Raw genomic sequence first — 24831 nt, 5'->3', positions numbered from 1 at the left:
TGAAACAATGTCAACATACTTTGTAGTCGGAGATATTCACGGAAAAGCACAAATGCTAGAAGAGCTCATGACAGAGTGGGATGGAAAAGCTCAATTGGTCTTTTTAGGGGATTTGATAGATCGAGGCGAAAATGGCAAACGATCAATTGAAATCGTAAAGGACTACGTAGACCATCACGGAGCGGTTTGCCTTTCCGGGAATCACGAGTACATGTTTTTAGCCTGGTTGGACAATCCAGAAGAGCGTTATGACCACTACCGAAGAAATGGTGGCGATACGACCATCAACTCTCTGTTAGGCCGGCCGCTCGATGCTCCTGTAGATGGCATTGCGGATGCGCAAGCAGTAGAGAGCACTGTTCCTGACTTGGTGGCCTTCATCCGTAGTTTGCCTTTTGACTACGAGACAGAAACCTATTACTTTGTCCATGCTGGTGTGGATCTAACCCTTGAAAATTGGCGGGAAACCAGTGATTACCAAAAGGTCTGGATCCGAAAACCATTCCATGAAACGGAGAATCATACAGGCAAATGGATCGTCTTTGGCCATACGCCGGTTTATGGACTGCTCAATGAGCCAGTCGGCACCGAAAATCTTTGGATTTCAGATCAGAAGATGGGTGTCGATGGGGGCGCTGTCTTTGGTGGAGTCCTCCATGGATTGCTCTTGGATGATCAAGGCATTGTCCATGACCATGTCCTTCATAATACAGGTTTTTCTGCCGCAGACGACTGAGGAAGCAGGAATGGATATCTTTCACTGCAAAACCCCGTGTTTTTTGATATAATGAAAGCAGAACATTCTTAGGAAGAGTATAGAAATATATGGCAAATATTAAAATAGTTACAGACTCATCTATTACAATTGAGCCTGAAGTGGTTGAAGAATATGGCATCACCATTGTGCCACTTTCTGTTATGGTGGATGGAGTCCTTTATTCCGACAGTGAGTTGGGTGAGGGTGACTTCTTGCGCTTAATGCAGTCTAGCAAAAATCTTCCAAAGACCAGCCAACCACCCGTTGGAGTCTTTGCGGAAATTTATGAAAAACTAGCAGCAGACGGAGCTCATATCGTTTCAATTCATATGTCTCATGCCTTGTCAGGAACCGTAGAGGCGGCTCGCCAAGGGGCAACCTTGTCAGGGGCAGATGTGACCGTGATTGATAGTGGCTTTACAGACCAAGCTATGAAGTTCCAAGTGGTTGAGGCAGCTAAGTTGGCTAAAGAAGGAGCAGATCTAGACACCGTTTTAGCTCGTATTGAAGAAGTCAAAGAAAAGACAGAGTTGTATATCGGCGTATCTACCTTGGAAAATCTAGTTAAAGGTGGTCGGATTGGCCGTGTTACCGGACTTTTGAGCTCGCTTCTTAACATCCGTGTGGTGATGGAAATGAAGGACCATCAGTTGGAACCAATCGTCAAGGGCCGTGGAAACAAGACCTTTAAGAAATGGTTGGATGAATTGGTAGAGAAACTTTCCCATAGTAAGGTGGCTGAGATCGGGATTTCTTACGCAGGGACACCAGAATGGGCCAATGAAATGAAGGCTCAGTTGCAATCTCTCGTTGAAAAAGCAATCCCTGTTCTCGAAACTGGATCGATTATTCAAACTCATACAGGTGAGAATGCATTTGCAGTTTTGGTGCGCTACGAATAAGCTGAATAAATGTTTGAAAAAACAGGTTTAGTACTTGACCTAAAGGCTTTTTTTAGATATTATAGTACTGTTAAGGCGTAAAGCCTAAAAAAATTTGGAGGATTTGTTAAATGGCTAACAAACAAGATTTGATCGCAAAAGTGGCAGAAGCTACAGAATTGACTAAAAAAGATTCAGCAGCAGCTGTTGACGCTGTATTCGCAGCAGTTTCAGAATACCTTTCAAAAGGTGAAAAAGTTCAATTGATCGGTTTCGGTAACTTCGAAGTTCGTGAACGTGCAGCTCGTAAAGGTCGCAACCCACAAACTGGTAAAGAAATCAAAATCGCAGCTTCTAAAGTTCCAGCATTCAAAGCTGGTAAAGCTCTTAAAGAAGCAGTTAAATAATTGCATTTTGAAAAGCCATCCTAGATTTCTAGGATGGTTTTTTTGTTGGACAGCTCTATAGGATAAGGGTATAATAGGAAAAAAGAAAGAGAGAAAAGACCATGCGATTCATTTTAGGCCTCTTTGCCTTGTTGTTTATCCGACCTATTTTGTATCTATTGAAAGGGCTGTGGTTCGTACTGGAATTTTGCTTTATGATCCTCGTGGTAAAAATGATCCTAGGAACCGTGCGCTGGATGACCAGTTGGATCGGTTGAGAGTAGATGAATCTATTTCAGGCTCGTGAATCAATGTCCCCTGGACATAAACTCGCTTTTCGGTTTTCAGGCTCATGAAAAAAATGTCCTCCGGACATTTTTTTTAATTAAAAGCATTCTAAATAGTGATTTATTTTGAAACATGATATAATAAGGGTAACGAATCGATTAAATCATATTGGAAAGGGGGAATCATAGTGAACGCATTGCATCGTCATGAAGAAGAGCGCGTGGAAGAAGTCTTGCAAAATTTGCGTGCCAAGGGTATTCGGATTACTGATACCCGCAGAGCAGTTCTTTCCTATTTAGTGGCGAGTCATGAACATCCAAGCGCTGAGAAGATCTATCGCGATTTATTACCTCAGTTTCCAAGCATGAGTCTAGCAACTGTCTACAACAATATCAAGGTTTTAATTGATGAGGGAGTTGTCTCTGAGATCAAGGTTCGCAATGATACCACGACCTATTTTGATTTCATGGGGCATGACCATTTGAATGTGGTGTGTGAAAAATGTGGTCGTATCGCAGATGTGGATATCGAAGTCCCAGATCTTCGCGAAGAAGCAGCCAGTCAAAGTGGCTACCAGATCACCAAGACCCAGATGACGGTCTATGGCATTTGCCCAGAATGTCAAAAACAATGATAAAGATATTCCAAGAGAGCCGTCAGGCTCTTTTTTGTGAGAAATTGCACTTTTCTATGGTCGCCACTAGATTTTTTACTGAAAATCTAGTAGAATAAAATAGATAAACGGGGGGAACCTCGGAGAATAAAAAGGAGATCCATCTAATGGTAAAATTGGTTTTTGCTCGCCACGGTGAGTCTGAATGGAACAAAGCTAACCTTTTCACTGGTTGGGCTGATGTTGATTTGTCTGAAAAAGGTACACAACAAGCGATCGACGCTGGTAAATTGATCAAAGAAGCTGGTATCGAATTTGACCAAGCATACACTTCAGTATTGAAACGTGCGATCAAAACAACAAACCTTGCGCTTGAAGCTTCTGACCAATTGTGGGTTCCAGTTGAAAAATCATGGCGTTTGAACGAACGTCACTACGGTGGTTTGACTGGTAAAAACAAAGCAGAAGCTGCTGAACAATTTGGTGATGAACAAGTTCACATCTGGCGTCGTTCTTACGATGTATTGCCTCCTGCAATGGACCGTGATGATGAACACTCAGCACACACTGACCGTCGTTACGCTTCACTTGACGATTCAGTGATTCCAGATGCTGAAAACTTGAAAGTTACTTTGGAACGTGCCCTTCCATTCTGGGAAGATAAAATCGCTCCAGCTCTTAAAGACGGTAAAAACGTATTCGTAGGAGCACACGGTAACTCAATCCGTGCTCTTGTTAAACACATCAAACAATTGTCAGACGACGAAATCATGGATGTGGAAATCCCTAACTTCCCACCATTGGTATTCGAATTTGACGAAAAATTGAACGTTGTAAAAGAATACTATCTTGGAAAGTAAGATAGCGTGATTCGTTATCAATCATAGAAAGCTGACTTCGGTCAGCTTTTTTGTTCATCGCAAACCTAGCCGCTTTTGGGTTTTCAGGGTCTCCTAAAAATGTTATAATAGAGTGTTACTAAATTGGGTTCCATTAGCCCTGAAAGGAAAAGAAAATGACAAAATCATTCTACATCACAACCCCTATCTATTACCCATCTGGTAAATTGCATATTGGTTCAGCATACACAACGATCGCCTGTGACGTCTTGGCGCGTTACAAACGTATGATGAACTACGATGTGTTCTACCTGACTGGTCTTGATGAGCACGGTCAAAAGATCCAGCAAAAAGCAGAAGAAGCTGGGATCACGCCGCAGGCTTATGTAGATGGGATGGCGGTTGGAGTGAAAGAACTCTGGCAATTACTCGATATCTCATATGATAAATTCATCCGTACGACAGACGATTACCATGAAAAAGTGGTGGCTCAGGTCTTTGAACGTTTGCTTGCGCAAGACGATATCTACCTGGGTGAGTACTCTGGCTGGTATTCAGTCTCTGATGAAGAGTTCTTTACAGAAAGCCAATTGGCTGAGGTCTACCGTGATGAGAATGGCAAGGTCATCGGTGGGGTAGCCCCATCAGGCCACGAAGTAGAATGGGTCTCTGAAGAATCTTACTTCCTTCGCCTCAGCAAATACCAAGACCGCTTGGTTGAATTTTTCAAATCTCAACCGGATTTCATCACGCCAGATGGCCGTCTCAATGAAATGTTGAAAAACTTCATCGAGCCAGGTTTGGAAGATTTGGCAGTATCTCGGACAACCTTTACTTGGGGAGTTCCAGTTCCATCTAATCCAAAACACGTGGTCTATGTATGGATTGATGCCCTTCTTAACTATGTGACGGCTCTTGGTTACGGTCAAGAAGATCATGAAAACTTTGATAAATTCTGGAACGGAACCGTCTTCCACATGGTTGGAAAAGACATCCTTCGTTTCCACTCCATCTACTGGCCAATCCTTCTCATGATGTTGGATATCAAATTGCCAGAACGCTTGATTGCCCATGGTTGGTTTGTCATGAAAGACGGTAAGATGTCTAAGTCTAAAGGGAATGTCATCTACCCAGAAATGTTGGTGGAACGCTTCGGCTTGGATCCACTTCGTTACTACCTCATGCGCAGTTTGCCAGTTGGTTCAGATGGAACCTTCACACCAGAAGACTATGTGGCTCGCATCAACTATGAATTGGCCAATGACCTTGGAAACCTCCTTAACCGGACGGTAGCCATGATCAATAAATACTTTGGTGGTCAAGTTCCTGCTTATGTCGAAAATGTTACCGCATTTGATGCAGATTTGGCTAAGGTGGTTGAAGAAAACATCGCTGAATACCACAAGCAAATGAATGCGGTTGATTACCCACGTGCTTTGGAAGCCGTATGGAACATCATCTCTCGGACCAACAAGTACATCGATGAGACAGCGCCTTGGGTTCTCGCCAAAGAAGATGGGGACAAGGAACAATTGGCAGCGGTCATGGCTCACTTGGCAGCTAGTCTTCGTGTCGTGGCTCATTTGATCCAACCATTCATGATGAACACTTCAAATGCCATCATGGAACAACTTGGCTTGGGCTTGGACTTCGATCTTGAAAACTTGACCCTAGCAGGCTTCCCTGAAAATGTCACAGTGGTTGCCAAAGGAACTCCAATCTTCCCACGTCTCGATATGGAAGAAGAAATTGCCTACATCCAATCTCAAATGACTGCTGGAAAACCACAAGAAAAAGAATGGATTCCAGAAGAAGTGGAACTCAAGTCTGAAAAAAACGAGATCAAGTTTGAAGACTTTGACAAGGTTGAAATCCGTGTAGCAGAAGTCAAAGAAGTGGAACGCGTCGAAGGATCAGACAAATTGCTTCGCTTCCGCCTAGATGCAGGAGATGGCGAAGACCGTCAAATCCTCTCTGGTATCGCGAAATTCTATCCAAATGAACAAGAATTGGTCGGTAAGAAACTTCAAATCGTGGCCAACCTCAAACCACGTAAGATGATGAAGAAATATGTCAGCCAAGGCATGATTCTTTCCGCAGAACACGGAGATCAATTAACAGTCTTAACAGTTGATCCATCTGTTCCAAATGGAAGCATTATCGGCTAAATGAAAGATATATGAAAAGCACTCCGGTGGGAGTGCTTTTGTTGTATATGAGACAGCCATTCAAGGCTGTTTCCACTATTGTTTTAGCTAGTAAATACTACTTATCTAGAATTTAAAATATTTATATATCCATTGACAAAATTATCTCCATGTAGGATAATTTAGATATAGATTTTGTTTTATCTATAGAATTATTTGAAGAAAAATTTAGGAGATTTGTTATGGCTTTTTGGGATGATATTGTCAAGGGAGCTGGCGATATTGCAAATGGGACTTTAAAAGTTGTTGGAGATGGAGTGAATGCTACAACGAAAATTGTTGGGGACGGAGTGAATGCTACAACGAAAATTGTTGGAGATGGATTTAACACAACAACTAAAGTTGTAGGTGATATCGCAAATAGTACTTCAAAAGAAATCGGTAAAGCATTTAATGGTGCAAAAGAGAAAATTAACGATAGACCAGAAGATATGGCTATTAAGGTATTAGAGCAAGTTGCTAAAATACCAGTTGTTAAAGTTGATCGAAATCAATTTCTTATGGATAAGTTTGGAAAAGGATTGAGTAGAGATCAGGTGAATCAACTACTATTAGACGGTCCAGTAAACATGGTTGACAAAGAACGATTGGATAAAGTTGCGAAAACATGTATTATGGATAATGTATTGATGGCAAGCGGAGCATCTGTATTAGCGGGATTACCAGGAGGAGTTGCTATGGCAATTACAATTCCTGCTGATGTTGCACAATATTATGCGATGTCTTTAAAATTAGCTCAAGAGCTGGGTTATATTTATGGTTTCCAATATTTATGGTCTGAAAAAGATAAGCTAACAGAAGAGGCACAAGATACATTGTTACTATACTTGGGAATTATGTTGGGTGTATCAGGAGCTGCTGCAATTTTACGTGCAGGTGGAGTAGCGATTGGAAAACAGGCTTTAAAATCAATTCCTCAAAAAGCTTTAACTAAAACGATGTATTATCCAATTTTGAAAAAAGTTCTAAAAATCTTTGGAATTAGTCTTACTAAAGGGACTTTTGCAAAAGGGGTTTCTAAAGTATTACCAGTTGTTTCAGGTGTGATCTCAGGCGTAATGACATTTGCTACTATGAAACCTATGGGAGAGAACTTGCAAAAAGAACTTTCTAAGATGATTAATTATGATACAAAACAATATGAACAAGATCTTGAATCGATTCGTAAAGAAGCTGAAGTTATAGAAGAGTAAATTTATAAAACTGGTTAAGTGCGAATGAATAAGATAACTTAAATAATCGATAAGATTTAGTGTTATTAAACAGACCACTATAGAACAAAAGCACTCCCACGGGAGTGCTTTTGTTGTGTCGATACTTATCCTATTCATCTGGCCGGTATTCTAGGATATCTCCTGGCTGGCAGTCGAGTTCTTTGCAGATGGCTTCAAGGGTGGTGAAGCGGATGGCTTTGGCCTTGCCGGTTTTGAGGATGGAGAGGTTGGCTGTGGTGATGCCGATTTTGTCAGCCAGCTCATTGGATTTCATCTTTCGCTTGGCCAGCATGACATCTAGATTGACGATAATCATGGCACCCTCCTTAAATGGTTAGCTCATTTTCTTCAGCGATCTCAATCCCTCTCTCTAAAATCTTGCCAAGGACCCAGACAATTGGAACGGCAAGGAGAAGTCCTGTGTTAAAGGTAAATTGGAAGGTGAAGGGAAGGAGATAAGCATTGCCGCTGGTTTCAAGTGTGCCAGACATAAAGGACAAGACCAAGAGAATCTTCCAAGCTCGGTTGCAAAGATCAACGTTGGAGTGAGAAAAGATCTTTTCTTGGTAAAGATTTTGGAGGAAGCTGCGAATGGTGATGAGAAGAAAAATATAAATAGCACTAGAGGCTAGTGGAAAGAGCAACTGCCAGAGGGGTTGCGGATGTTTGGGGAAGAGTTGGATGCCATTCACATCAAAGGACAAGCGTCCAGTTTGAATGAGATCTTTAAACACTCCCATCCGTGAAAGCAGGTGGACGACCAGTGCAGCCACAGTCATAAAGCCACAGAAGTAAATGAAAGCCGTCAAGACTTCAATGACATTTTTTAAGGTTTTTGAGTTTTTCATCGCAAGCCTCCTTGAAGTTTATTTATTTTTCACTTATAGTATACTCCTTATAAAAAATTAGTCAATAAAAAAGTATCGAAAAACGATAAAAAAATAACGATAAACAAAATATTATTTTTGGGAAACAGGTATTTTCTACTCAAACTAGTCAGTTCAAACCTGGAAAACCACTACATAGAGGGGAATTTTACTATACTTTCGATTTAGGGTATACTAGTGTAAAGATCTTATTCCATGGAGGTAGTAAAATGAATCTTAAGTGGAAGAAAAAATACCTGGGGCCGATTTTGGGGCTGGTCGGAGCAGTTGTTCTGATCGGTGGAGTCTATCTCTACTCTAGCTCCAACATCCAACCAGACCATCAAAAGGAATTTAACCAGACTAGCAAGAAGGTCACCAAGCCAAAGGAAAAAGCCATTGACTTGAGTGGTGACTATGTCTCTAATGAACGGGATGAAGCCAAAATCGAGAAAAAGGGCAAGGCCTGGAAGATCGATTACCAAACGGCTGACGGTAAGGTATCCGCTGAATTTAGTACGGATTGGAAGGTCGAAGGGTCTAACAAAGTTTCAACAGGCAAGATGAAAAAGTCCGATGGCAATACAGACTTTACAGTCACTGTTCGTGTCTTCAAATACAAGACAGACAAGAAGCCTTTGATCACGGTCACCATGTCTGACAAAAATCCCGACCACGAGATGGTCTTTGCCAATCGAGAGGATTTTTTCAAATCGACAGATCCAAATGATGTCGTCCTTGATGGCAATCTCTCACCGTTTGAAGGTGCTTATTCTAATGATACCTATGAAAAGGAAATCGCAGATTCCGGTTTTAAACTTTATGGCTATACTCCAGAAGAATATTACCAAAACAAGACCAACGCCTTTCCAAGTATTGTAAATGGGGAGACTGGCTGGACTTTCTGGAGTGGAGGCACTCGGGCAAGTTACTTGTTCAATAAAGAAAAAGAGCCCAAGAAGCGAAAAGGTTATTATGAAGTTTATTTCACTGGGGCCAATGCGACTGCGATCCAAGGGCAAGAGCAAACCTTGTACTTGATCCCAGCGGGTGTGACAGGTCCTGATGGAGTAGCTTCCCAAGAACGTCGGATTCTCTTTGGGGATGCGGCCTACCGTGATTACCATCTAGAGTGGTGGAAAGCTTACCCACAACCGAAAAAAGAGAAAGACTTGGATATTGCGGCCATTAACGGAGGCGATTTCTCAAGCTTAGCTGGAACCTGGCGCAATGGCAAGGGAGCTGAAATCGTCATCCAAGCAGACGGAAAAGTCAAGGGCCAAGGCAGCCTCAAGGCTGTTGCGGACTCGGATAAGAAGAGCAAGATCCCTTATGTTGAGATGAAGATGGGTGAGACTGGTGCTGCGATTGGACTTTTGAAAATCGGGTTCCAAAATCCAGATGGAGACCAGTCTGATACCAGCAAGCCACGTCTAGTGGTCACTCAATCTGCAGGCAACTATCCGGCTGATCAATATTTCTACCGTCAATAAAAAAGGAGATTAAACCATGGGCCATCACATCAACTATAAGTGGGCTAGTCTTGGAACAGGCGTTATTGCCAATGAATTGGCGCAAGCCCTTGAAGCGCTTGGTGGGAAACTCTATTCCGTTGCCAATCGTACCTATGACAAGGGGCTAGCCTTCGCTGAGAAATACGGGATCGAAAAGGTGTATCATGAAATTGATGAAGTCTTTGAGGATCCTGAAGTGGATATCATCTATGTCTCAACGCCTCACAATACTCATATCCAGTATCTTCGCAAGGCCCTCGCAGCTGGCAAGCACGTGCTCTGTGAAAAGTCCATCACTCTCAACAGTGAGGAATTGGCAGAAGCGATAAAGCTTGCTGAAGAAAACCATGTCAAACTGGCAGAAGCCATGACCATTTTCCATATGCCTATTTATCGGAAACTCTCTGAAATTGTAGCAAGTGGGAAGCTGGGCCCTCTCAAGGTCATCCAGATGAACTTCGGTTCCTATAAAGAATACGATATGAGCAACCGCTTTTTCAATCGCAATCTGGCAGGTGGGGCTCTACTGGATATCGGTGTCTATGCCCTATCTTTCGTCCGTTGGTTTATGACGTCACAGCCGACAGAGATGGTTTCACAGGTCAAGCTGGCACCGACTGGTGTTGATGAGCAAGCAGGGATCCTTCTTACGAATCGTGAAGGGGAAATGGCGACGGTGACGCTGAGTCTTCACGCCAAACAACCGAAACGTGGGACGATCGCTTATGATAAGGGCTATATCGAACTTTACGAATATCCACGTGGGCAAAAAGCGGTCATCACCTATACGGAAGATGGATCACAAGAAGTGATCGAAGCAGGAGAAACCGCTAAAGCCCTCCAGTATGAAGTCCTCGATATGGAAGCAGCAGTCGCAGGAAGGGAAAATCATCTCTACCTAAACTACAGCCGCGATGTCATGGACCTCATGACTCAACTCCGCAAAGACTGGGGCTTGGTTTACCCAGAAGAAGAATAACGAAAGGAAAAGAGGCTGGGACAAAAGTCCTAGCCTCTCAATTGTTTTTGGATTGTCGAGCAAGACGCAGTGGTTGAGTGGGCTGTAAAAGCTGATTTCATCAGCTTTTACAGCCCTACTCAACTGTGCGGAGGTGGGACGACGAAATCGAATTCTAACGAATTACCGATTTCTGTCCCACTCTCTTTTTTACTGCAAGGAAGGCTCGTGGGGTCTAGGAAATTGCTAGTCTCTAGCATTAAAAGGAAAAAAATGTAAAAAAGGCTTGACAAAGCAAATGATTCGCAGTATTATTAACTAGTTAATTAACCGATTAATAAACTAGTTAATAAAAATGAAAAAGAGGTGAAGGATGAATAGGAGAAGAATGAAGGTTCTGGGACTCTTGTTTCTCGGTTTCTTTCTACTGACAGCTTGTGGAAGTCAAGGAAATGCGGGCAAGCCCCCTTCTAAAAAAGGTCTTAAAATTGTCACGAGTTTTTATCCTATCTATGCCCTGGTCAAGGAAATCTCTGGCGATCAAAATGACATCTGGATGGTTCAGTCCGGTGCAGGGATCCATGATTATGAACCCTCTACCAAAGAAGTGGCCCAGATCTATGATGCGGATGTTTTTGTCTATCATTCTCAGACCCTGGAATCGTGGGCCGGTCGCTTAGATCCCAATCTTCAAGGTTCCAAGTTGCGAGTGATCGAAGGCAGCCAAGGAATGACCCTTGATAAGGTGGCTGGATTAGAGGATATCGAGGCTGGTCAGGGAAAAGAAGCCAAGCACTTGTATGATCCGCATACTTGGTTGGATCCTGTAAAAATTGCAGAGGAAGGAAAGATCATCGCCCAACGCTTGGGAGAGATCGATCCAAAGAACAAGGAGCTCTATCAGGCCAATGCTCAAAAGCTTGAAAAGCGCTGTGAGGAACTGGTAGCCCGCTACCAGCCTCTCTTTGACAAGGCCAAGCAAAAGACTTTTGTGACCCAGCATACGGCCTTTTCTTATCTGGCCAAACGCTTTGGTCTCAAGCAGTTAGGGATTGCAGGGATTTCCCCAGAGCAAGAACCGACCGCTCGGCAATTGGCGGAGATCCAGCAGTTTGTCAAAGACTACAAGGTAAAAACGATCTTTGTGGAAAAGCACACGTCGTCAAAAGTGGCAGATAGTATTGCCAAGGCAACAGGGGCGCGTGTCAAGGTCTTGGATCCACTGGAAGCTGATCCGAAAAATGATAAGGATCTATTAGAAAATTTAGAAGAAAATATGGCGACTTTAGCCAAGGAATTAGAGGAGTAAATCAAGAATGAAGAAAAAGGGAACGATTGGATTGGTAGCGACCTTGGGGCTAGGACTCTGTGCCTATGCGCTCAGTCAGCAGCCACAAGTCAAGGAAGAGAAAAAGAATCAGATTCAGTATTTGCAAGCGGACAAGAAATCGTCATCGTCTGCCTCCAGCAAAAAGGAAGACAGCATCGAAGCGGTCAATGCCAAGGAAAAGACCCAGGCAGAGCAGATTGTCATCAAGATTACAGATGAAGGCTTTGTCACTTCTCATGGGGATCATTTTCATTACTACAGCGGGAAGGTCCCATTTGATGCCATCTTTAGTGAAGAGTTGATTTTGCGGGATCCAACTTATCAGCTGCAAGAAGCGGATATCGTGAGCAAGGTCAAGGATGGCTATATTATCAAACGCGCTGGGAAATACTATCTCTACTTAAAGGATGCCCAACATACGGTCAATGTGCGCTCGATCGAAGAGATCGCCCAACAACAAAAGGGAAGCACCAAAGAAGAAGGAGAGACGGGATCGGTGCAAGCGAGCTCCTCGCACAAGGCAGGCAAGACCCGTGACTTCCGTCAACCGAGTCAAGCGCTGAAAGAAGGAAAGACTCTAGAGATGCTGACGGCTAAGAACCATACAGGTGGTGGCTATCGTACGGACGATGGTTATGTCTTTAGTCCTGGAGATGTCATTTCAGATACAGGGGACGGCTTTATTGTGCCCCATGGTGGCCATTTCCATTATATTCCAAAGAGTGCTTTATCTGCTGGAGAGTTAGCAGCAGCCCTCTCCGTCTTAGGTGGTCAAGCCGGTCATCAGGCTGGGAACTCACACCTAGCTGGAGCAAGCACAGAGCAAGCTACTCCAGATCAAGCCTCTCCAAGCATAGGGAAACAAGCGAGCAACCAGCCGTCAGCCGGTCCAACCAATACACAGAAAACCCCAACGACGTCTAAACCGACTTCCTCCAAACCGAGTCCAACCCTGACCAACTTGATCGAAGAATTGCAGAAAGCCCCGTTGTCTTCTCGTCATGTGGAATCTGATGGTTCTGTCTTTGATCCAAGTAAGATTACCAAGTGGACCGATCAAGGGATTGTCTACCCTCATGGGGATCATTTCCACTTTATCCCATACAGCTCCTTATCGCCTTTAGAGCGTGAGTTGGCGCGGCAATTCCAATTGCTTCGTGCTCAAGGATCTAGTAGTCCAACAGAAGGAAGTCCAAGCTTGCCTTCAAATCCGAGCACAAAACCAGTTGATCCTGATCATGAGCATGGCGACAGTCACGATCACAAAGAGGAGCACGACCATGGTTTCCACGCAGACAAGGTCATCAGCAAGGACGAGGAAGGCTATATGGTCGCTCATGGCAACCATGCCCATTATTTCTATAAAAAGGACCTCTCTCCTCAAGAGATTGCAGCAGCAGAGGCAACTCTAGCTGGTAAGAAAGAAGAGGACAAGGGTCAGCCCCTGACAGATGATGTTGCGACCTATTCTCGTGATGCCTCAGATGAGGAAAAGATCCAGTACATCAGCAAGACCTACGGTGTCCCTCGTGAGGCCATTAAGATTTCCAATGGTTTCTTTGTCTTTAACAATCCAGACCAAGAATACGATCCGACCCACATCCACCCTTATGCCGTTCGTAAGGAACACGTTCGGATTCCACTTGAAACGGGTAATCCTGAACTAGACTTTATCAATGAACTCTATGCAACAGCGCTTCGTTCAGGGATTTCTCCTTATAGCCTCCAGATTGAAAATGGTCAGTTTGTCATCCCGCATGGCGATCACAACCACTACATCAAGGTGCGCTCAGCAGGGTTAGCAGATTACTTAGCCCATCGCCTTCCTACCATCCAATCGCCTTATAAAAAAGGAGACTTGGACAAAAAAGTAGTAGAGGACAAGGTCAACCAGCTCTTAGCAGAAAGTCGCAGTCTATATGCTTCTGATCCATTGCAGCAAAGACGGATTGAGCTGATCTTGGGCCACTTCTTGGAAAATGTCAAGAGTTTCCCAAGCAATTCGACGGAAGGCTACCTAGCCAGTCTCAAACAGGTTGATGAGCAGTACATTCATGCGACCCAAGCGGTCAAACCAAAAGAAGAGACAGCCTTGGATCGTCGTTACCAAGAATTGTTGGAACAAGTGCGCTTGCTAGACACAGAAGCCTTCCAATTGAAGAAGGAAGAGTTGGTCTCTCAACTGCAGGAAGCCTATACTGCCAAGGACAGCAAGCGTTTAGAGCAGGAAGGGAAGCTATTAGAAGCTGTTCAGGAGATGCAAGATCGGACGGGTGTGACATCGGTCGATTACCTCAAGTATTTCTACCAAAGCTTGAGCGATGCGCGCTTGACACCAGAACTCCGCACCAAGGCAGCAGATCTAGCCTTGAAGCTCTACCGAGCTCAAGCCTTTGAAGAAGCTTGGGATTCCAAGTCTCACTTTATGGAACTCTACCAAACTAAGCAAGCTATTGACCAGCTCTTCTCCCAAGAAAAAGGCCAAACCTATCCTATTGAAAAAACAGTTTTGGATCAAAAAGGAAGTCAAACCCCATCCTACAACGTAGCAGTTTATGATTTCCTCAAAGGCTTGTATGGAGAGTTGGATAAGGCAACAGAAGCCCGTCAACAGAACAAGATTTTGACAGCTCTCTTAGAGCAAATCCAGTCGCTCTTGCCACAAGTCGAAGACCAAGGCAAACGAACTGCTTTTGAAGCAGGCTTGGCTCAACTTGGAAAAGAATCTGATCCAGACAAGGCTATTACAAGTGGGGAAGCACTTCTACGCGAAATCAGTGATACCATTGAAAAGCAAAAACAAAAGCAAACGGAAGAGCCTCAAATTGGGGATGTCGCTCTTTATCAACAGCTCTATAACCAATTGATGGCCCTACACCAACAATTGGTGGAAAAGGGAGCTAGTGATGCTGTATTTGATCGCTTAGAAGCTCTCTTTGACCAATTGGCTAATCCAAAGAGTGATAAAGCAGCTTTATTGCAGACCATCCAAGCCTTCCAGGCAGAATTAGCTGCAGCCCCATCTGCAAGCGAAGCGGGCAAACCAGCTTCCACAGCTGAAACGCCTGTCGCTACAGAGACTCCAGCAGCAACAGAAGCAGCAGCTTCAGAAGGGAACAAGCCTGCCACAACTGAGACAGAAACAGAGCCTGCAAGCGCAGCTGTAACAGAAGCAAGCACACCAGATGCTCCATCTCCTCAGAACCAATAGAAAATAGAAAAGCATCTGAAAGGAAATTTCAGATGCTTGAATTTGAAAAAATCTTCTTAAGACTTTCCTAAGGTGAGTACGGACGTCAGCGAACTTCTTAGAAGTTCCATGACTTAGTTTTGAGCCTAAGGTCTCAAAACTCCCGAGTGCTTGAAATATTATTTCAAGCACTTTTCTCACGGCGGAAAGCCCGAAGTAGACATGAATAACTAACAACATATAATTTTTCTTTGCAAAATATCTTGTATTATTTTTGTAAAGAGTGGTTTATCAATGTCCTGTACGCTTGAAGTTATTTATTCAGATGATTTTTGTGTGAAGAGGTCAGTAGTTGAGCCTCACTCCTTGTGCTCAAGAAGCAGTGGTGAGGAAGTCTCGACTGCTTTTTTTCGCTTGAAAAATGCGGCCATTTGAACCAGGATGCGGGGGACCGTTTGCCATTTTTTCCAAGCTTGAAAGCGAGTGTCGATGAGCTGCTTGGCTAAGCGTTCCAGCATTTCCCGTTCGGTTGGATCCAGATCCTGGGCATTTTGGAGGATTTCTTTGGCCTTAGCTAGCTGTTTGAGATCGGTTAGATCATTGATGGAAGTGATGCCGGCATCCAGAAAAATGCCAAAAAAGGTGTCAAAAAACTTCTTGCGCTCCTCTGCCGATGTTTCGCGAACCCATTGCTTCAAGGTCAGGTCGGTCTGCTGGCTATCGGGACTGGTTTCAGAAACAGTCACAAAGCTGTAGTCCTTGATTTCCCAAGTAAAGGCATCGTGCTGGGCAAAGCCACCCAAGGCGTGACTTTTGACAATGGTCGTCGGTTCTGGCACTTCCAACATCATGCCAACGATGGATCCCTGAGGGACAAAGCGACGAATGTATGGGGACGTGCGCTGGTAGCCTTCGGTTTCGATAATGGCCTTGTTGAGGCCAGGAGCATCGTAGCTGTAGATCGTGTCGACCCGTTCAAATAAGGAATCAGGTAGATACGAGCAGGCATAGGTTGCAAGATTTCCCCCTTTGGAGTGACCGGCTACTAAGAAACGTCCTTTCGGAAATTCCTTCATGACGTTTTGCAGGTAGCTGGCAGCGCGCTTCTGGGCTGGGACATGGTCCATATAGGTCATGTGGAAGTCTTCCTTCCAGCCGATCAAGGTGTCATCCGTCCCTCTGAAAACGACCAAATAGACATCCATGGTGAGCCGATAGGTCATGGCCGCAAACTGTTTTTGCACATCGAGATCGTACTCATCGACGTAGTTAAGGAGTTTGATGTTCTTAAAGCGCTTTGAACTAGCTAATTCATCGACTAATTGGAGGTGCTGGTTACTCACGATGAAATCGGTTGTCCGGTCGATCAGTTCCATCGCATCAGACAGGCGCACTTGGATCCCTGTTGTATCTCCTTGAGGCACAATGTGTCCAAAAGGCAGATAGGTCAGCTCTGTCAAAGCGAGGACATCCAGCTCCTTGAAGGGGCGGTCATAAATGGAATCGTCCGTCACTTCTTTTAGGTAATCAAAAATCGTCGACATCTGTGCCTCCCGTGTCTTATTTCTTTCAGTATAGCACAAAAATGGATGTAGAAAAAGCGCCTCCTATCAAGAAAGTAGAGGCCAGCTCTTCTTTCCCTCTGAAACAGCCTTTTTCTCTGCTGTTTAATCTGTTATAATAGGAAGAAGAAAAAAAGAAGGAAAGAAAGCCATGCATAAAATTCTCTTAGTAGAAGACGATGAAATTATCCGCCAACAAGTCAAACAATTATTGGAACAATGGGGCTATGAAGTGGTCGCAGTAGAGGACTTTATGGATGTCCTCGGGATCTTTGTCGAAAGTGACCCCCACTTGATCCTCATGGATATTGGCCTGCCTCTCTACAATGGTTACCACTGGTGCCAGGAGATTCGTAAGGTTTCAAAGGTTCCGATCATGTTTCTTTCTTCACGGGATCAAGCCATGGATATTGTCATGGCCATCAATATGGGGGGAGACGACTTTGTCACCAAGCCTTTTGACCAAAATGTCCTCCTTGCCAAGGTCCAAGGGCTCTTGCGCCGCTCTTACGAATTTGGGACAGATCAAAATCTGCTGGAGCACCGGGGAGCCATCCTCAATCTCAAGTCTACGGACTTGGTGTATGAAGGGGAAGTCATCAAGTTGACCAAGAATGAATTTCAGATCCTGCGTGTCCTGTTTGAGCATGCGGGCAGTATCGTGGCGCGCGATGATATGATGAAAGAGCTCTGGAATAGCGACTTCTTTATTGATGACAATACCTTGTCTGTCAATGTGGCCCGCCTTCGCAAGAAATTAGAAGAGGCTGGCTTGTCAAACTTCATCGAAACCAAGAAAGGCATCGGTTATGGGTTAATCCATGAATAAATATGGGAACATCTTTTGGCAGTATGTGGTATCCCGCAGGCGCCTGCTCTATCTAGTAGTCATCTTTTTGATGGTCGATTTGGTTTTTGCCTTTCTCTTTCCAGAGACGGGGACGGTTTTCCTCTATGCGACTCTGATGCTAGGATTTTTTACCCTCTGTATCTTGATCTGGGATTTCGCTATGACCTTTCAGGAGTACCGCAAAGCTTTGCTGTATGAGGAAATAGAGCTTGCCTCACCACTGGAACACCTCCTTTATGAAAAATACACGGAAGAACAGCAGGCGCGCCTGGAGCAAGGCAAAGTAGCCCAGGCCAAGTTCAATGACCTGATGGATTACTACACCCTCTGGGTTCACCAGATTAAGACGCCCATTGCAGCTAGTCAGCTCTTGGTCCAAGATGTCGAGACACCTATTGTCAAGCAGCAGATGGAGCAGGAGCTCTTTAAGATTGACTCCTATGCCAATCTGGTTCTGCAGTACCTGCGATTGGAGAGTTTTCATGACGATCTGGTCTTAAAGCGCGTGTCGCTAGAGGACTTGGTCAAAGAAGTGGTCCGCAAATATGCCCTCTTTTTTATCCAAAAGAACTTGGCAGTGAACCTGCATGATTTGGATGTCGCCGTCATTACCGATCGCAAGTGGCTTTTGGTGATCATCGAGCAACTCTTGTCCAATAGCCTCAAGTATACCAGTACAGGTGGAATTGAGATCTATTTCAAGGACCAGACCCTCTATTTAAAAGACAGCGGGATTGGGATCAAAAATAGCGATGTCCTCCGCGTCTTTGAGCGAGGCTTCTCCGGATACAATGGCCACCTGACCCAGCAATCCTCAGGGCTGGGGCTCTATCTGTCTAAGAAAATTGCAGAGCAATTAGGCCACAGGATCACCCTCCATTCAGAGGTTGGCCGAGGCACAACCGTCGCTATTCGCTTTGAAGAGAAGAAGTTGGTCATGGATTAGTTTTTTCCATCTTACAAAAATGTAAGAAATAAACGGTAAAATGAAAGGTTAGGTTATGGTAGCCGCCTTTTATTTTTTATACAATAGTCTCATCAAATGAAGGAGGTCAAGAAAATGAAACTCTTGAAATGGATGAAAGAACCCAAAAAGATTAAGAAACCAAATGAGCAAACCGATCTGGAAAAGACGGAATTTGGTCTCCAAGTCCTGCAACAAACCCAAGAATTTTTCTTGATCTACTAGTAAAAGGAGAAAAGTATGTCATTGCTAGACGTTCAACACATCAAAAAAATCTACAAAACCCGCTTTCAAGGGACGCAGGTTGAAGCCCTAAAGGACATTCATTTTACCGTGGAAAATGGCGAATACGTTGCCATCATGGGGGAATCAGGATCCGGGAAATCGACGCTCCTCAATATCCTAGCCATGCTGGACCAGCCGACCGAAGGGCGGGTCTACCTCAACGGTACCGATACTTCAACTATCAAGAACAAGGATGCCTCGAGTTTTCGTCGGGAAAAACTAGGATTTGTCTTTCAAGACTTCAACCTGCTCGATACCTTGTCCGTCAAGGACAATATTCTTCTCCCTCTAGTCCTCTCTCGCAGACCAGTCAAGGAAATGATGAGTAAGGTGGATAGCGTCAGTCGGGAGTTGGGCATTCACCAGTTATTGGAAAAGTACCCTTACGAAATCTCTGGTGGGCAAAAACAACGGGTAGCCGTAGCACGGGCCATCATCACCTCACCTGAAATCCTCCTCGCTGATGAGCCAACAGGGGCGCTGGATTCCAAGTCTTCGGCTGCTTTGCTAGATGTTTTTGAAGACATCAATAGCATGGGCCAAACCATTCTAATGGTGACCCACTCAACAGCAGCCGCAGCGCGTGCCAAGCGCGTGCTCTTTATCAAGGACGGGATTCTCTACAATCAGATCTTCCGTGGGGAAAAGACAGAGCGCCAGATGTTCCAAGAAATCTCGGATACCCTGACAGTCATGGCAAGTGAGGTGGAGTAGATGTTTCGATTAACCACTAAACTAGCTTGCTCCAATCTCATCAAGAACCGCAAGCTCTATTATCCCTTTGCGATTGCGGTCATTCTCGCAGTGACCATCGCCTACCTCTTTGACTCCCTGACCTTTAATCCCCATATTCACGAGCTTCGAGGGGGATCTCCCATCCTCTTCACCCTTGGATTGGGACTGTTCGTGGTAAATGTTGCGGGGGCTATCATCGTGCTCTATGCCAATAGCTTTGTCATGAAAAACCGCTCCAAGGAGTTGGGAATTTACAGTATGCTAGGCCTTGAGAAACGCCATCTCATCAGCATGATCTTCAAGGAACTCTTGATCTTTGGCTTTGTGACTATCTCAGCCGGTGTCTTGATCGGGGCTCTCTTTGACAAGCTGATCTATGCCTTTCTCTTGAAACTGATGAAGATGAAGGTTCAGCTGGTATCTACCTTCCAACCTGGGATTGTCATCTTGGTCTTTGTCACCTTTGGTCTCATCTTTGGCCTCTTAGTTTTTCTCAATGCTTGGCGCATTCTCCGTTTGAATGCCCTGCAGTTGACGCGTGAGAAAGTTAGTGGTGAAAAGAAAGCCCGCTTCTTGTGGCCCCAAACCATCATTGGCTTAGCCTCTCTCGGTTTTGGCTACTACCTGGCTTTGTCAGTCAAAGACCCCATGTCTGCGATTTTGATCTTCTTTCTAGCCGTTGTCTTGGTTATGATCGGGACCTACTTACTCTTTAATGCTGGGATCACCGTCTTCTTGTACCTGCTTAAGAAAAAGAAGGGCTATTATTACCAACCCAACAACATGATCTCGGTCTCTAACCTCATTTATCGCATGAAGAAAAATGCAGTGGGCCTTGCGACCATTGCCATCCTCTCGACCATGGTGCTGGTGACGATCTCTGCTGCCACCAACATCTATGTCGGTGGCGAAATGATCAAGAAAATCATGAATCCACATGATTTCTCCATTCAAGGAAAAGGGGTGGACCTGGAGCAAATCAACCAGAAGTTTGATGAATTTGCTTCTGAGCATCATCTTGAGATCAAAAATCGTGACCTGGTGAACTATGCCACCTTTGGGGTCGAATCACAAAAGGGCACAGACTTCACGGTCTATCCTGATGATGAACGCGATGTCAGACCGAGAACAGTCTTTCTGGTCTTTGATGCAGCTAGCTATGAGCAAATGACCGGAGAACACGTTGATCTGGCCGGCAACCAAGTCGTTCTCTTTGCCCATAACCAGGCTCTGACAGGGCAGAAACAGTTCACCATCAATGGGCAAGACTTCCAAGTCAAGGAAGAAGTGACCAAGGATTTTATCACTGATCATGTCCCAAACATGTTTAACATGCTGACGGAGGATTTCAATTACCTGATCGTACCTGACCTTTCAGCCTTTGTTGCCAAGTTTCCGAACCTTGCTGTCGTTACCCAAATCTATGGTGGCTTCAATGTCAATGTTGACGAAGACCAGCAACTTAAGCTGGCAGCTAGCTATGACAAGATGATCGATGAATTGAGCAGCCAACAGGGCCAAGGAACATTTGTCTATGGAGGCAATCGAGCATATAATGTGAGAGAAATGAATAGCCTCTTTGGTGGCATCTTCTTTATCGGTATTTTCTTGTCATTGATCTTTATGGTCGGAACAGTCATCGTTATCTACTACAAGCAAATTTCAGAAGGCTATGAAGACCGTGACCGCTTTGTCATCCTCCAACAGGTGGGACTTGATGAAGATGAGGTCAAACGGACCATCAACCGTCAAGTGCGGACCGTCTTCTTCCTTCCCCTCATCTTTGCCTTTGTCCACCTGGCCTTTGCCTACCATATGATCCGCCTGATCCTCAAAGCCCTTGGCGTGATTAATAGTGGCCAAGTCCTCGTCGTCACCCTCAGTGTCTGTGCTGTCTTTCTTATCACCTACCTGATCGTCTTTTGGATCACCTCTCGGAGTTATCGTAAGATTGTGCAGATTTAGGAAAAGAAACTCAAATTAAATTAGAAACTTTCCTTAGGTGAGTACGGACGTCAGCGAACTTCAAAGAAGTTCCATGACTAATTATTGAGCCTAAGGTCTCAATAATTCCGAGTGCCTGAAACATAATTATTTCAGGCACTTTTCTCACAGCGGAAAGTTTCAATATACTCTAATAATAATCAGATATTATTTGGATATTTTTGCACAATAATCCAGCATAGGTTATTCAAAGAAAAGAATTGTCAATTTTTTTAGCTTGCTCATAGCGGGCTTTTTTGTACGAAAACCGACTGCGATTGTTTTTGTTTTTCAAAGGGATACACAAAAAAGACTGAACCCGTAGAGTTCAGTCTTTGTTCACTTTCTATTAAAGTGATGTAAGGAAAGTCAATCCCCCTAGGATGACACCTGCCGAATTCGGAATGATCAAAATCCAGTCTTTTTTAGGTTCCTTTGTCCAACCATAAATGACCCAGATCAAGCAAGAAATAGCAGCTGACAAGGGTTGGAAAGGTTGGGCCTTATTTCCCTGTAAATTAGCAATAATTTGTGGGATGTAGGCAATGAAAACGATAATCCCAATAAAGGCACCGATCGAGCCAACGATTTGGTTGATTTTTTGTTTATTCATAAAATTTTACCTCCGTGTATCAAAATAGCATAAGTAGGAAGAAAATGCAATTAATTTGCATGTTATTCGAGATGAAAATGATTACATTTCCACAAAATTAGACAATATATCTAAAAACAACAATTAGAGAGAATATTCCCTCGAAAAGAAATCCATCTTCCTGCAAAATCACAAGATTGTGACACTTTACAGTTTAGTAACATTTGAAAAAAAGACTTGCATTTAAACATGTCAAGCGTTAGAATAGTGCATACTTAAAAAACGAAAGGTGTTTTGAAAATGAATGAAAAACAAATGAAAATCCTTGGTTGGGTTGCAACCTTTATGTCTGTGATGATGTATGTGTCTTACTTCCCACAAATCATGGACAACCTTGCAGGTCACAAAGGGAACTTTATTCAACCTCTTGTCGCAGCTATCAACTGTAGTCTTTGGGTCTATTACGGACTCTTCAAAAAAGAACGCGATATCCCACTTGCTGCAGCCAATGCACCAGGGATCATCTTTGGTTTGATCACAGCGATCACAGCCTTGTAATTAATTAAAAAAGCTGGACAAAAGTCTGGCTTCTTTTTTATGACTTCACTCATTTCCATGGTATAATGGGAGAACTATTGATAGAGAGAATCAAAAGGAGACACGAGTGGATCAAAAACATCACTGCCAAGTCCTATGGGCGAAAAATAAATACCTGGTGCTGAGTCATTCCAGCAACATTTACAAGGAGATCCGGGAATACCTCAAGCAAGACCAGGTGGAGGTCAGCCACGTCGAAGGCTTGATTCAGCAAGCGCTGGCCTTGCCGGAAAATCGTGGCCAGGTCTCCAATGCCTTCCAGCATATCTGGGGCTATTTCAAAAAGCAGGCGACTCCTGAGGAAAAGGCGGACTTTATGCTGCTACTTGAGAAATACCAGCATGGCCAAGCTAGCCAAGAGGATCTCATCAAGGGGATCCAGACGCTCCTTGAGCGTTATCCAAATCGCTACTTGCAAGACTCGACGCTATTAGGAGGTCAATAGATGAGACTCTGGCACCAAGACTTGATTAGCAAACTCCCTCGTCCCCAGCTTCTGGGGCAACACCGGGAATGTTGCGCCCTGAGAGGCAATGGCTGGGGCAAGAAGCACGCAACGGTCAACTATGTCTTTGACTGCTCGCCCTATCGCCTCTATGCCTATCACCGCCTGATCATGGAGGAGATGACCGCTCGTGGCTATAAGGTCAGCCCAGAGTGGTGGGAGCCAACCTACCGAGGCAAGACCTGCCCAGCCTACCCAGAGCTGGAAGAAGAAGCCTTGAGCACCCCTATCTATCCCGAGCATCAGGCTACTTACCTCCAAGAATGTCTAGACAATCTAGCAGAAAAAGGGATTCAACTAGACTAAGGAAGAACGAACCAGACCAGGTTCGTTTTTTTGTGCTAAAAACCAACAAAATGCTTTGAAAGCGTTAATTTCTTTCCCAAACATGCTATAATAATAGGAGATTATGCACAGGAAAAGGATAGACGGATGAAGGCAGTAGCAACTCCAGAACTTGAGATTGAAAGACAGTTGATCCAGCAGTTAACATCAGGAGAGAGTCAGTGGACTTATCGTGAGGATCTCAAGAATGAAGACCAGTTATGGGACAATTTCTTTGACAAGCTCGCGCAAAACAATGTCGCATTGTTGGCGGACCATCCCTTGACCGAGCAAGAAAAGCGTCAGATCAAGAACCAGCTCAACTTTGTCAGCTACTATGAAGCGGCCAAGTGGCTAGCAGGTGAAAATGGCATCGCCAAGGTAGAAGTCCAACGAGAAGATGCCAGTCTAGGAACCATCCGTCTTGCGGTCATCTGGCGGGACAATATCGCAGCTGGGAAGTCGAGCTATGAAGTGGTCAACCAAGTCGAACGCGACAAGGCTTATCCGCTAGACCAGGATCGACGGCTAGATACGACCCTTCTGATCAATGGCCTGCCTCTCATCCATATCGAACTTAAGAGTCCACGAGTGGCCTTTCTAGATGCCTTTCATCAGATCAAAAAGTACGACCGTGAAGGCAAGTTCCGGGGGATTTACTCCAGCTTACAGATGTTTGTCGTGACCAATAAAATTGACACACGCTATATCGCTGCAGCCCGTGAAAGCAAGCTAAATAAGCAATTCCTGACCAAGTGGGTGGACAAGGACAACCAACCCATGATCGATCTCAATAGCTTTGCTCATGAGGTCCTCTCCATCCCCCGGGCCCACCAGATGGTCATGCAGTACTCGGTCATCGACGACAGTAAGAAGGCCCTCATCCTCCTGCGTCCCTACCAGATCCATGCCATCGAGGCTGTGCAGGAAGCCTCTCGTCGTCAAGAGTCGGGCTATATCTGGCATACGACCGGTTCAGGTAAGACCCTGACCTCTTACAAGGTAGCTCGCAATCTCTTGCAGATCCCAGCCATTCAAAAGACCATCTTTGTCGTCGACCGCAGAGACCTGGACCAGCAGACGACTTCGTCCTTCCTCTCTTATGCGGCCAATGATGTCATCGACATCGACGAGACGGACAATACCCATGAGCTGGTCAAGCGCCTAGGGGGCAATGACAAGCGCGTGGTGGTCACGACCATTCAGAAAATAACGACCATGATGCGTAAGATCGAAGAAGGGAAGTACCAGCGGGATGCTGGGAAGATCAAGGAGCTGCGCGTGGCCTTTGTCGTGGATGAGTGCCACCGGGCATGTACTGACCCCAAAAAGTTAGACAAATAATTTAAGTTAAGGATTTAGTCCTGTATTGTACAGGACTAAGTCCTTTT

The 24831-nt window shown here is 44.6% G+C and carries 23 protein-coding genes and 1 pseudogene; 20 read left to right on the top strand and 4 right to left on the bottom strand.

Features of this window, described 5'->3' with window-relative positions:
- Positions 1 to 7 precede the first annotated feature (7 nt).
- The 7 genes from GMC92_RS09050 (at position 8) to GMC92_RS09020 (ending at position 7164) form a co-directional block, all read left to right on the top strand.
- Positions 8 to 736 carry a metallophosphoesterase gene (locus tag GMC92_RS09050; protein WP_155168842.1) on the top strand — a complete coding sequence of 243 codons (729 nt, stop codon included), beginning with the start codon at positions 8 to 10 and terminating at the stop codon, positions 734 to 736.
- A gap of 89 nt (positions 737 to 825) precedes the next feature.
- Entirely contained in the window at positions 826 to 1659 is an 834-nt protein-coding gene (locus GMC92_RS09045) for a DegV family protein (RefSeq protein WP_045759182.1), read from the top strand.
- 110 nt (positions 1660 to 1769) lie between these two features.
- On the top strand, positions 1770 to 2045 hold the full coding sequence (locus GMC92_RS09040) for an HU family DNA-binding protein (RefSeq protein WP_003006038.1): 276 nt from the start codon (positions 1770 to 1772) through the stop codon (positions 2043 to 2045).
- A gap of 454 nt (positions 2046 to 2499) precedes the next feature.
- Entirely contained in the window at positions 2500 to 2946 is a 447-nt protein-coding gene (locus GMC92_RS09035; protein ID WP_338324057.1) for a Fur family transcriptional regulator, read from the top strand.
- Between the two features lie 146 nt (positions 2947 to 3092).
- Positions 3093 to 3785, top strand: coding sequence for a phosphoglycerate mutase (locus tag GMC92_RS09030; protein WP_003012031.1), 693 nt, complete (start codon positions 3093 to 3095; stop codon positions 3783 to 3785).
- A 155-nt stretch (positions 3786 to 3940) separates the two neighbouring features.
- Positions 3941 to 5932: a methionine--tRNA ligase gene (gene metG, locus GMC92_RS09025; protein ID WP_155200220.1), complete on the top strand. Its 1992-nt coding sequence runs from the start codon at positions 3941 to 3943 to the stop codon at positions 5930 to 5932.
- Between the two features lie 470 nt (positions 5933 to 6402).
- Positions 6403 to 7164: a hypothetical protein gene (locus GMC92_RS09020; RefSeq protein WP_173019419.1), complete on the top strand. Its 762-nt coding sequence runs from the start codon at positions 6403 to 6405 to the stop codon at positions 7162 to 7164.
- A gap of 130 nt (positions 7165 to 7294) precedes the next feature.
- On the opposite strand, the gene GMC92_RS09015 is transcribed toward GMC92_RS09020, so the two are convergent.
- Together GMC92_RS09015 and GMC92_RS09010 are read right to left on the bottom strand one after the other, a co-directional pair.
- Positions 7295 to 7501, bottom strand: coding sequence for a helix-turn-helix domain-containing protein (locus tag GMC92_RS09015; protein WP_003006064.1), 207 nt, complete (start codon positions 7499 to 7501; stop codon positions 7295 to 7297).
- A gap of 10 nt (positions 7502 to 7511) precedes the next feature.
- On the bottom strand, positions 7512 to 8033 hold the full coding sequence (locus tag GMC92_RS09010) for a DUF2975 domain-containing protein (RefSeq protein ID WP_155200218.1): 522 nt from the start codon (positions 8031 to 8033) through the stop codon (positions 7512 to 7514).
- Positions 8034 to 8281: 248 nt separating this feature from the next.
- Between GMC92_RS09010 and GMC92_RS09005 the strand changes: the two genes are divergently transcribed.
- The 4 genes from GMC92_RS09005 (at position 8282) to GMC92_RS08985 (ending at position 15064) form a co-directional block, all read left to right on the top strand.
- Positions 8282 to 9544 (top strand): DUF6287 domain-containing protein, encoded by a 1263-nt coding sequence (locus tag GMC92_RS09005; RefSeq protein ID WP_155200217.1) that lies wholly within the window; start codon positions 8282 to 8284, stop codon positions 9542 to 9544.
- Positions 9545 to 9560: 16 nt separating this feature from the next.
- A complete protein-coding gene (locus GMC92_RS09000) occupies positions 9561 to 10544 on the top strand; it encodes a Gfo/Idh/MocA family protein (RefSeq protein WP_155200216.1) in 984 nt (327 codons plus the stop codon).
- Positions 10545 to 10896: 352 nt separating this feature from the next.
- Positions 10897 to 11832 (top strand): metal ABC transporter solute-binding protein, Zn/Mn family, encoded by a 936-nt coding sequence (locus tag GMC92_RS08990; protein WP_155200215.1) that lies wholly within the window; start codon positions 10897 to 10899, stop codon positions 11830 to 11832.
- Positions 11833 to 11839: 7 nt separating this feature from the next.
- Positions 11840 to 15064 carry a pneumococcal-type histidine triad protein gene (locus tag GMC92_RS08985; RefSeq protein ID WP_155200214.1) on the top strand — a complete coding sequence of 1075 codons (3225 nt, stop codon included), beginning with the start codon at positions 11840 to 11842 and terminating at the stop codon, positions 15062 to 15064.
- A gap of 338 nt (positions 15065 to 15402) precedes the next feature.
- On the opposite strand, the gene GMC92_RS08980 is transcribed toward GMC92_RS08985, so the two are convergent.
- Positions 15403 to 16587 (bottom strand): DUF2974 domain-containing protein, encoded by a 1185-nt coding sequence (locus tag GMC92_RS08980; RefSeq protein WP_118396924.1) that lies wholly within the window; start codon positions 16585 to 16587, stop codon positions 15403 to 15405.
- A gap of 169 nt (positions 16588 to 16756) precedes the next feature.
- On the opposite strand from GMC92_RS08980, the gene GMC92_RS08975 reads away from it, so the two are divergent.
- The 5 genes from GMC92_RS08975 to GMC92_RS08960 all read left to right on the top strand — a co-directional run bounded on the left by GMC92_RS08975 (position 16757) and on the right by GMC92_RS08960 (position 21404).
- On the top strand, positions 16757 to 17434 hold the full coding sequence (locus GMC92_RS08975) for a response regulator transcription factor (protein ID WP_070450357.1): 678 nt from the start codon (positions 16757 to 16759) through the stop codon (positions 17432 to 17434).
- Positions 17427 to 18401, top strand: coding sequence for a sensor histidine kinase (locus tag GMC92_RS08970; RefSeq protein ID WP_155200213.1), 975 nt, complete (start codon positions 17427 to 17429; stop codon positions 18399 to 18401). The genes GMC92_RS08975 and GMC92_RS08970 overlap by 8 nt, the downstream gene beginning before the upstream one ends.
- Positions 18402 to 18515: 114 nt before the next feature.
- The gene (locus GMC92_RS10905; RefSeq protein WP_009732443.1) at positions 18516 to 18644 is read left to right on the top strand and encodes a hypothetical protein; all 129 of its coding nucleotides are present in this window, start codon (positions 18516 to 18518) and stop codon (positions 18642 to 18644) included.
- 15 nt (positions 18645 to 18659) lie between these two features.
- On the top strand, positions 18660 to 19418 hold the full coding sequence (locus tag GMC92_RS08965; protein ID WP_155200212.1) for an ABC transporter ATP-binding protein: 759 nt from the start codon (positions 18660 to 18662) through the stop codon (positions 19416 to 19418).
- The gene (locus GMC92_RS08960; RefSeq protein WP_155200211.1) at positions 19419 to 21404 is read left to right on the top strand and encodes an FtsX-like permease family protein; all 1986 of its coding nucleotides are present in this window, start codon (positions 19419 to 19421) and stop codon (positions 21402 to 21404) included.
- Between the two features lie 367 nt (positions 21405 to 21771).
- Here GMC92_RS08960 and GMC92_RS08955 read toward each other — a convergent pair whose 3' ends face one another.
- On the bottom strand, positions 21772 to 22035 hold the full coding sequence (locus GMC92_RS08955) for a SemiSWEET family transporter (RefSeq protein WP_003012241.1): 264 nt from the start codon (positions 22033 to 22035) through the stop codon (positions 21772 to 21774).
- Between the two features lie 279 nt (positions 22036 to 22314).
- Here GMC92_RS08955 and GMC92_RS08950 point away from each other — a divergent pair, with 279 nt between their 5' ends.
- From GMC92_RS08950 to GMC92_RS08935, 4 genes and pseudogenes are all read left to right on the top strand, one after another.
- A complete protein-coding gene (locus tag GMC92_RS08950; RefSeq protein WP_003011864.1) occupies positions 22315 to 22572 on the top strand; it encodes a SemiSWEET family transporter in 258 nt (85 codons plus the stop codon).
- Between the two features lie 106 nt (positions 22573 to 22678).
- On the top strand, positions 22679 to 23056 hold the full coding sequence (locus GMC92_RS08945) for a YbgA family protein (protein ID WP_254729436.1): 378 nt from the start codon (positions 22679 to 22681) through the stop codon (positions 23054 to 23056).
- The gene (locus GMC92_RS08940; protein WP_155200210.1) at positions 23057 to 23422 is read left to right on the top strand and encodes a TIGR02328 family protein; all 366 of its coding nucleotides are present in this window, start codon (positions 23057 to 23059) and stop codon (positions 23420 to 23422) included.
- A gap of 126 nt (positions 23423 to 23548) precedes the next feature.
- Positions 23549 to 24778: pseudogene (locus GMC92_RS08935) on the top strand (DEAD/DEAH box helicase family protein); the annotation flags it as partial.
- Positions 24779 to 24831: the final 53 nt, after the last annotated feature.

The organism is Streptococcus parasanguinis (assembly GCF_009717775.1).
Lineage (GTDB): Bacteria > Bacillota > Bacilli > Lactobacillales > Streptococcaceae > Streptococcus > Streptococcus parasanguinis_AG.
Note: the sequence above shows the minus strand (reverse complement) of the source record. Positions and strands in the feature narration are given on the sequence as shown.

Coding starts and splice junctions, on each gene's coding strand:
- GMC92_RS09050 (WP_155168842.1), top strand. CDS start 8: ATGTCAACATACTTTGTAGTCGGAGATATTCACGGAAAAGCACAAATG.
- GMC92_RS09045 (WP_045759182.1), top strand. CDS start 826: ATGGCAAATATTAAAATAGTTACAGACTCATCTATTACAATTGAGCCT.
- GMC92_RS09040 (WP_003006038.1), top strand. CDS start 1,770: ATGGCTAACAAACAAGATTTGATCGCAAAAGTGGCAGAAGCTACAGAA.
- GMC92_RS09030 (WP_003012031.1), top strand. CDS start 3,093: ATGGTAAAATTGGTTTTTGCTCGCCACGGTGAGTCTGAATGGAACAAA.
- metG (WP_155200220.1), top strand. CDS start 3,941: ATGACAAAATCATTCTACATCACAACCCCTATCTATTACCCATCTGGT.
- GMC92_RS09020 (WP_173019419.1), top strand. CDS start 6,403: ATGGCTATTAAGGTATTAGAGCAAGTTGCTAAAATACCAGTTGTTAAA.
- GMC92_RS09015 (WP_003006064.1), bottom strand. CDS start 7,501: ATGATTATCGTCAATCTAGATGTCATGCTGGCCAAGCGAAAGATGAAA.
- GMC92_RS09010 (WP_155200218.1), bottom strand. CDS start 8,033: ATGAAAAACTCAAAAACCTTAAAAAATGTCATTGAAGTCTTGACGGCT.
- GMC92_RS09005 (WP_155200217.1), top strand. CDS start 8,282: ATGAATCTTAAGTGGAAGAAAAAATACCTGGGGCCGATTTTGGGGCTG.
- GMC92_RS09000 (WP_155200216.1), top strand. CDS start 9,561: ATGGGCCATCACATCAACTATAAGTGGGCTAGTCTTGGAACAGGCGTT.
- GMC92_RS08990 (WP_155200215.1), top strand. CDS start 10,897: ATGAATAGGAGAAGAATGAAGGTTCTGGGACTCTTGTTTCTCGGTTTC.
- GMC92_RS08985 (WP_155200214.1), top strand. CDS start 11,840: ATGAAGAAAAAGGGAACGATTGGATTGGTAGCGACCTTGGGGCTAGGA.
- GMC92_RS08980 (WP_118396924.1), bottom strand. CDS start 16,587: ATGTCGACGATTTTTGATTACCTAAAAGAAGTGACGGACGATTCCATT.
- GMC92_RS08975 (WP_070450357.1), top strand. CDS start 16,757: ATGCATAAAATTCTCTTAGTAGAAGACGATGAAATTATCCGCCAACAA.
- GMC92_RS08970 (WP_155200213.1), top strand. CDS start 17,427: ATGAATAAATATGGGAACATCTTTTGGCAGTATGTGGTATCCCGCAGG.
- GMC92_RS10905 (WP_009732443.1), top strand. CDS start 18,516: ATGAAACTCTTGAAATGGATGAAAGAACCCAAAAAGATTAAGAAACCA.
- GMC92_RS08965 (WP_155200212.1), top strand. CDS start 18,660: ATGTCATTGCTAGACGTTCAACACATCAAAAAAATCTACAAAACCCGC.
- GMC92_RS08960 (WP_155200211.1), top strand. CDS start 19,419: ATGTTTCGATTAACCACTAAACTAGCTTGCTCCAATCTCATCAAGAAC.
- GMC92_RS08955 (WP_003012241.1), bottom strand. CDS start 22,035: ATGAATAAACAAAAAATCAACCAAATCGTTGGCTCGATCGGTGCCTTT.
- GMC92_RS08950 (WP_003011864.1), top strand. CDS start 22,315: ATGAATGAAAAACAAATGAAAATCCTTGGTTGGGTTGCAACCTTTATG.
- GMC92_RS08940 (WP_155200210.1), top strand. CDS start 23,057: ATGAGACTCTGGCACCAAGACTTGATTAGCAAACTCCCTCGTCCCCAG.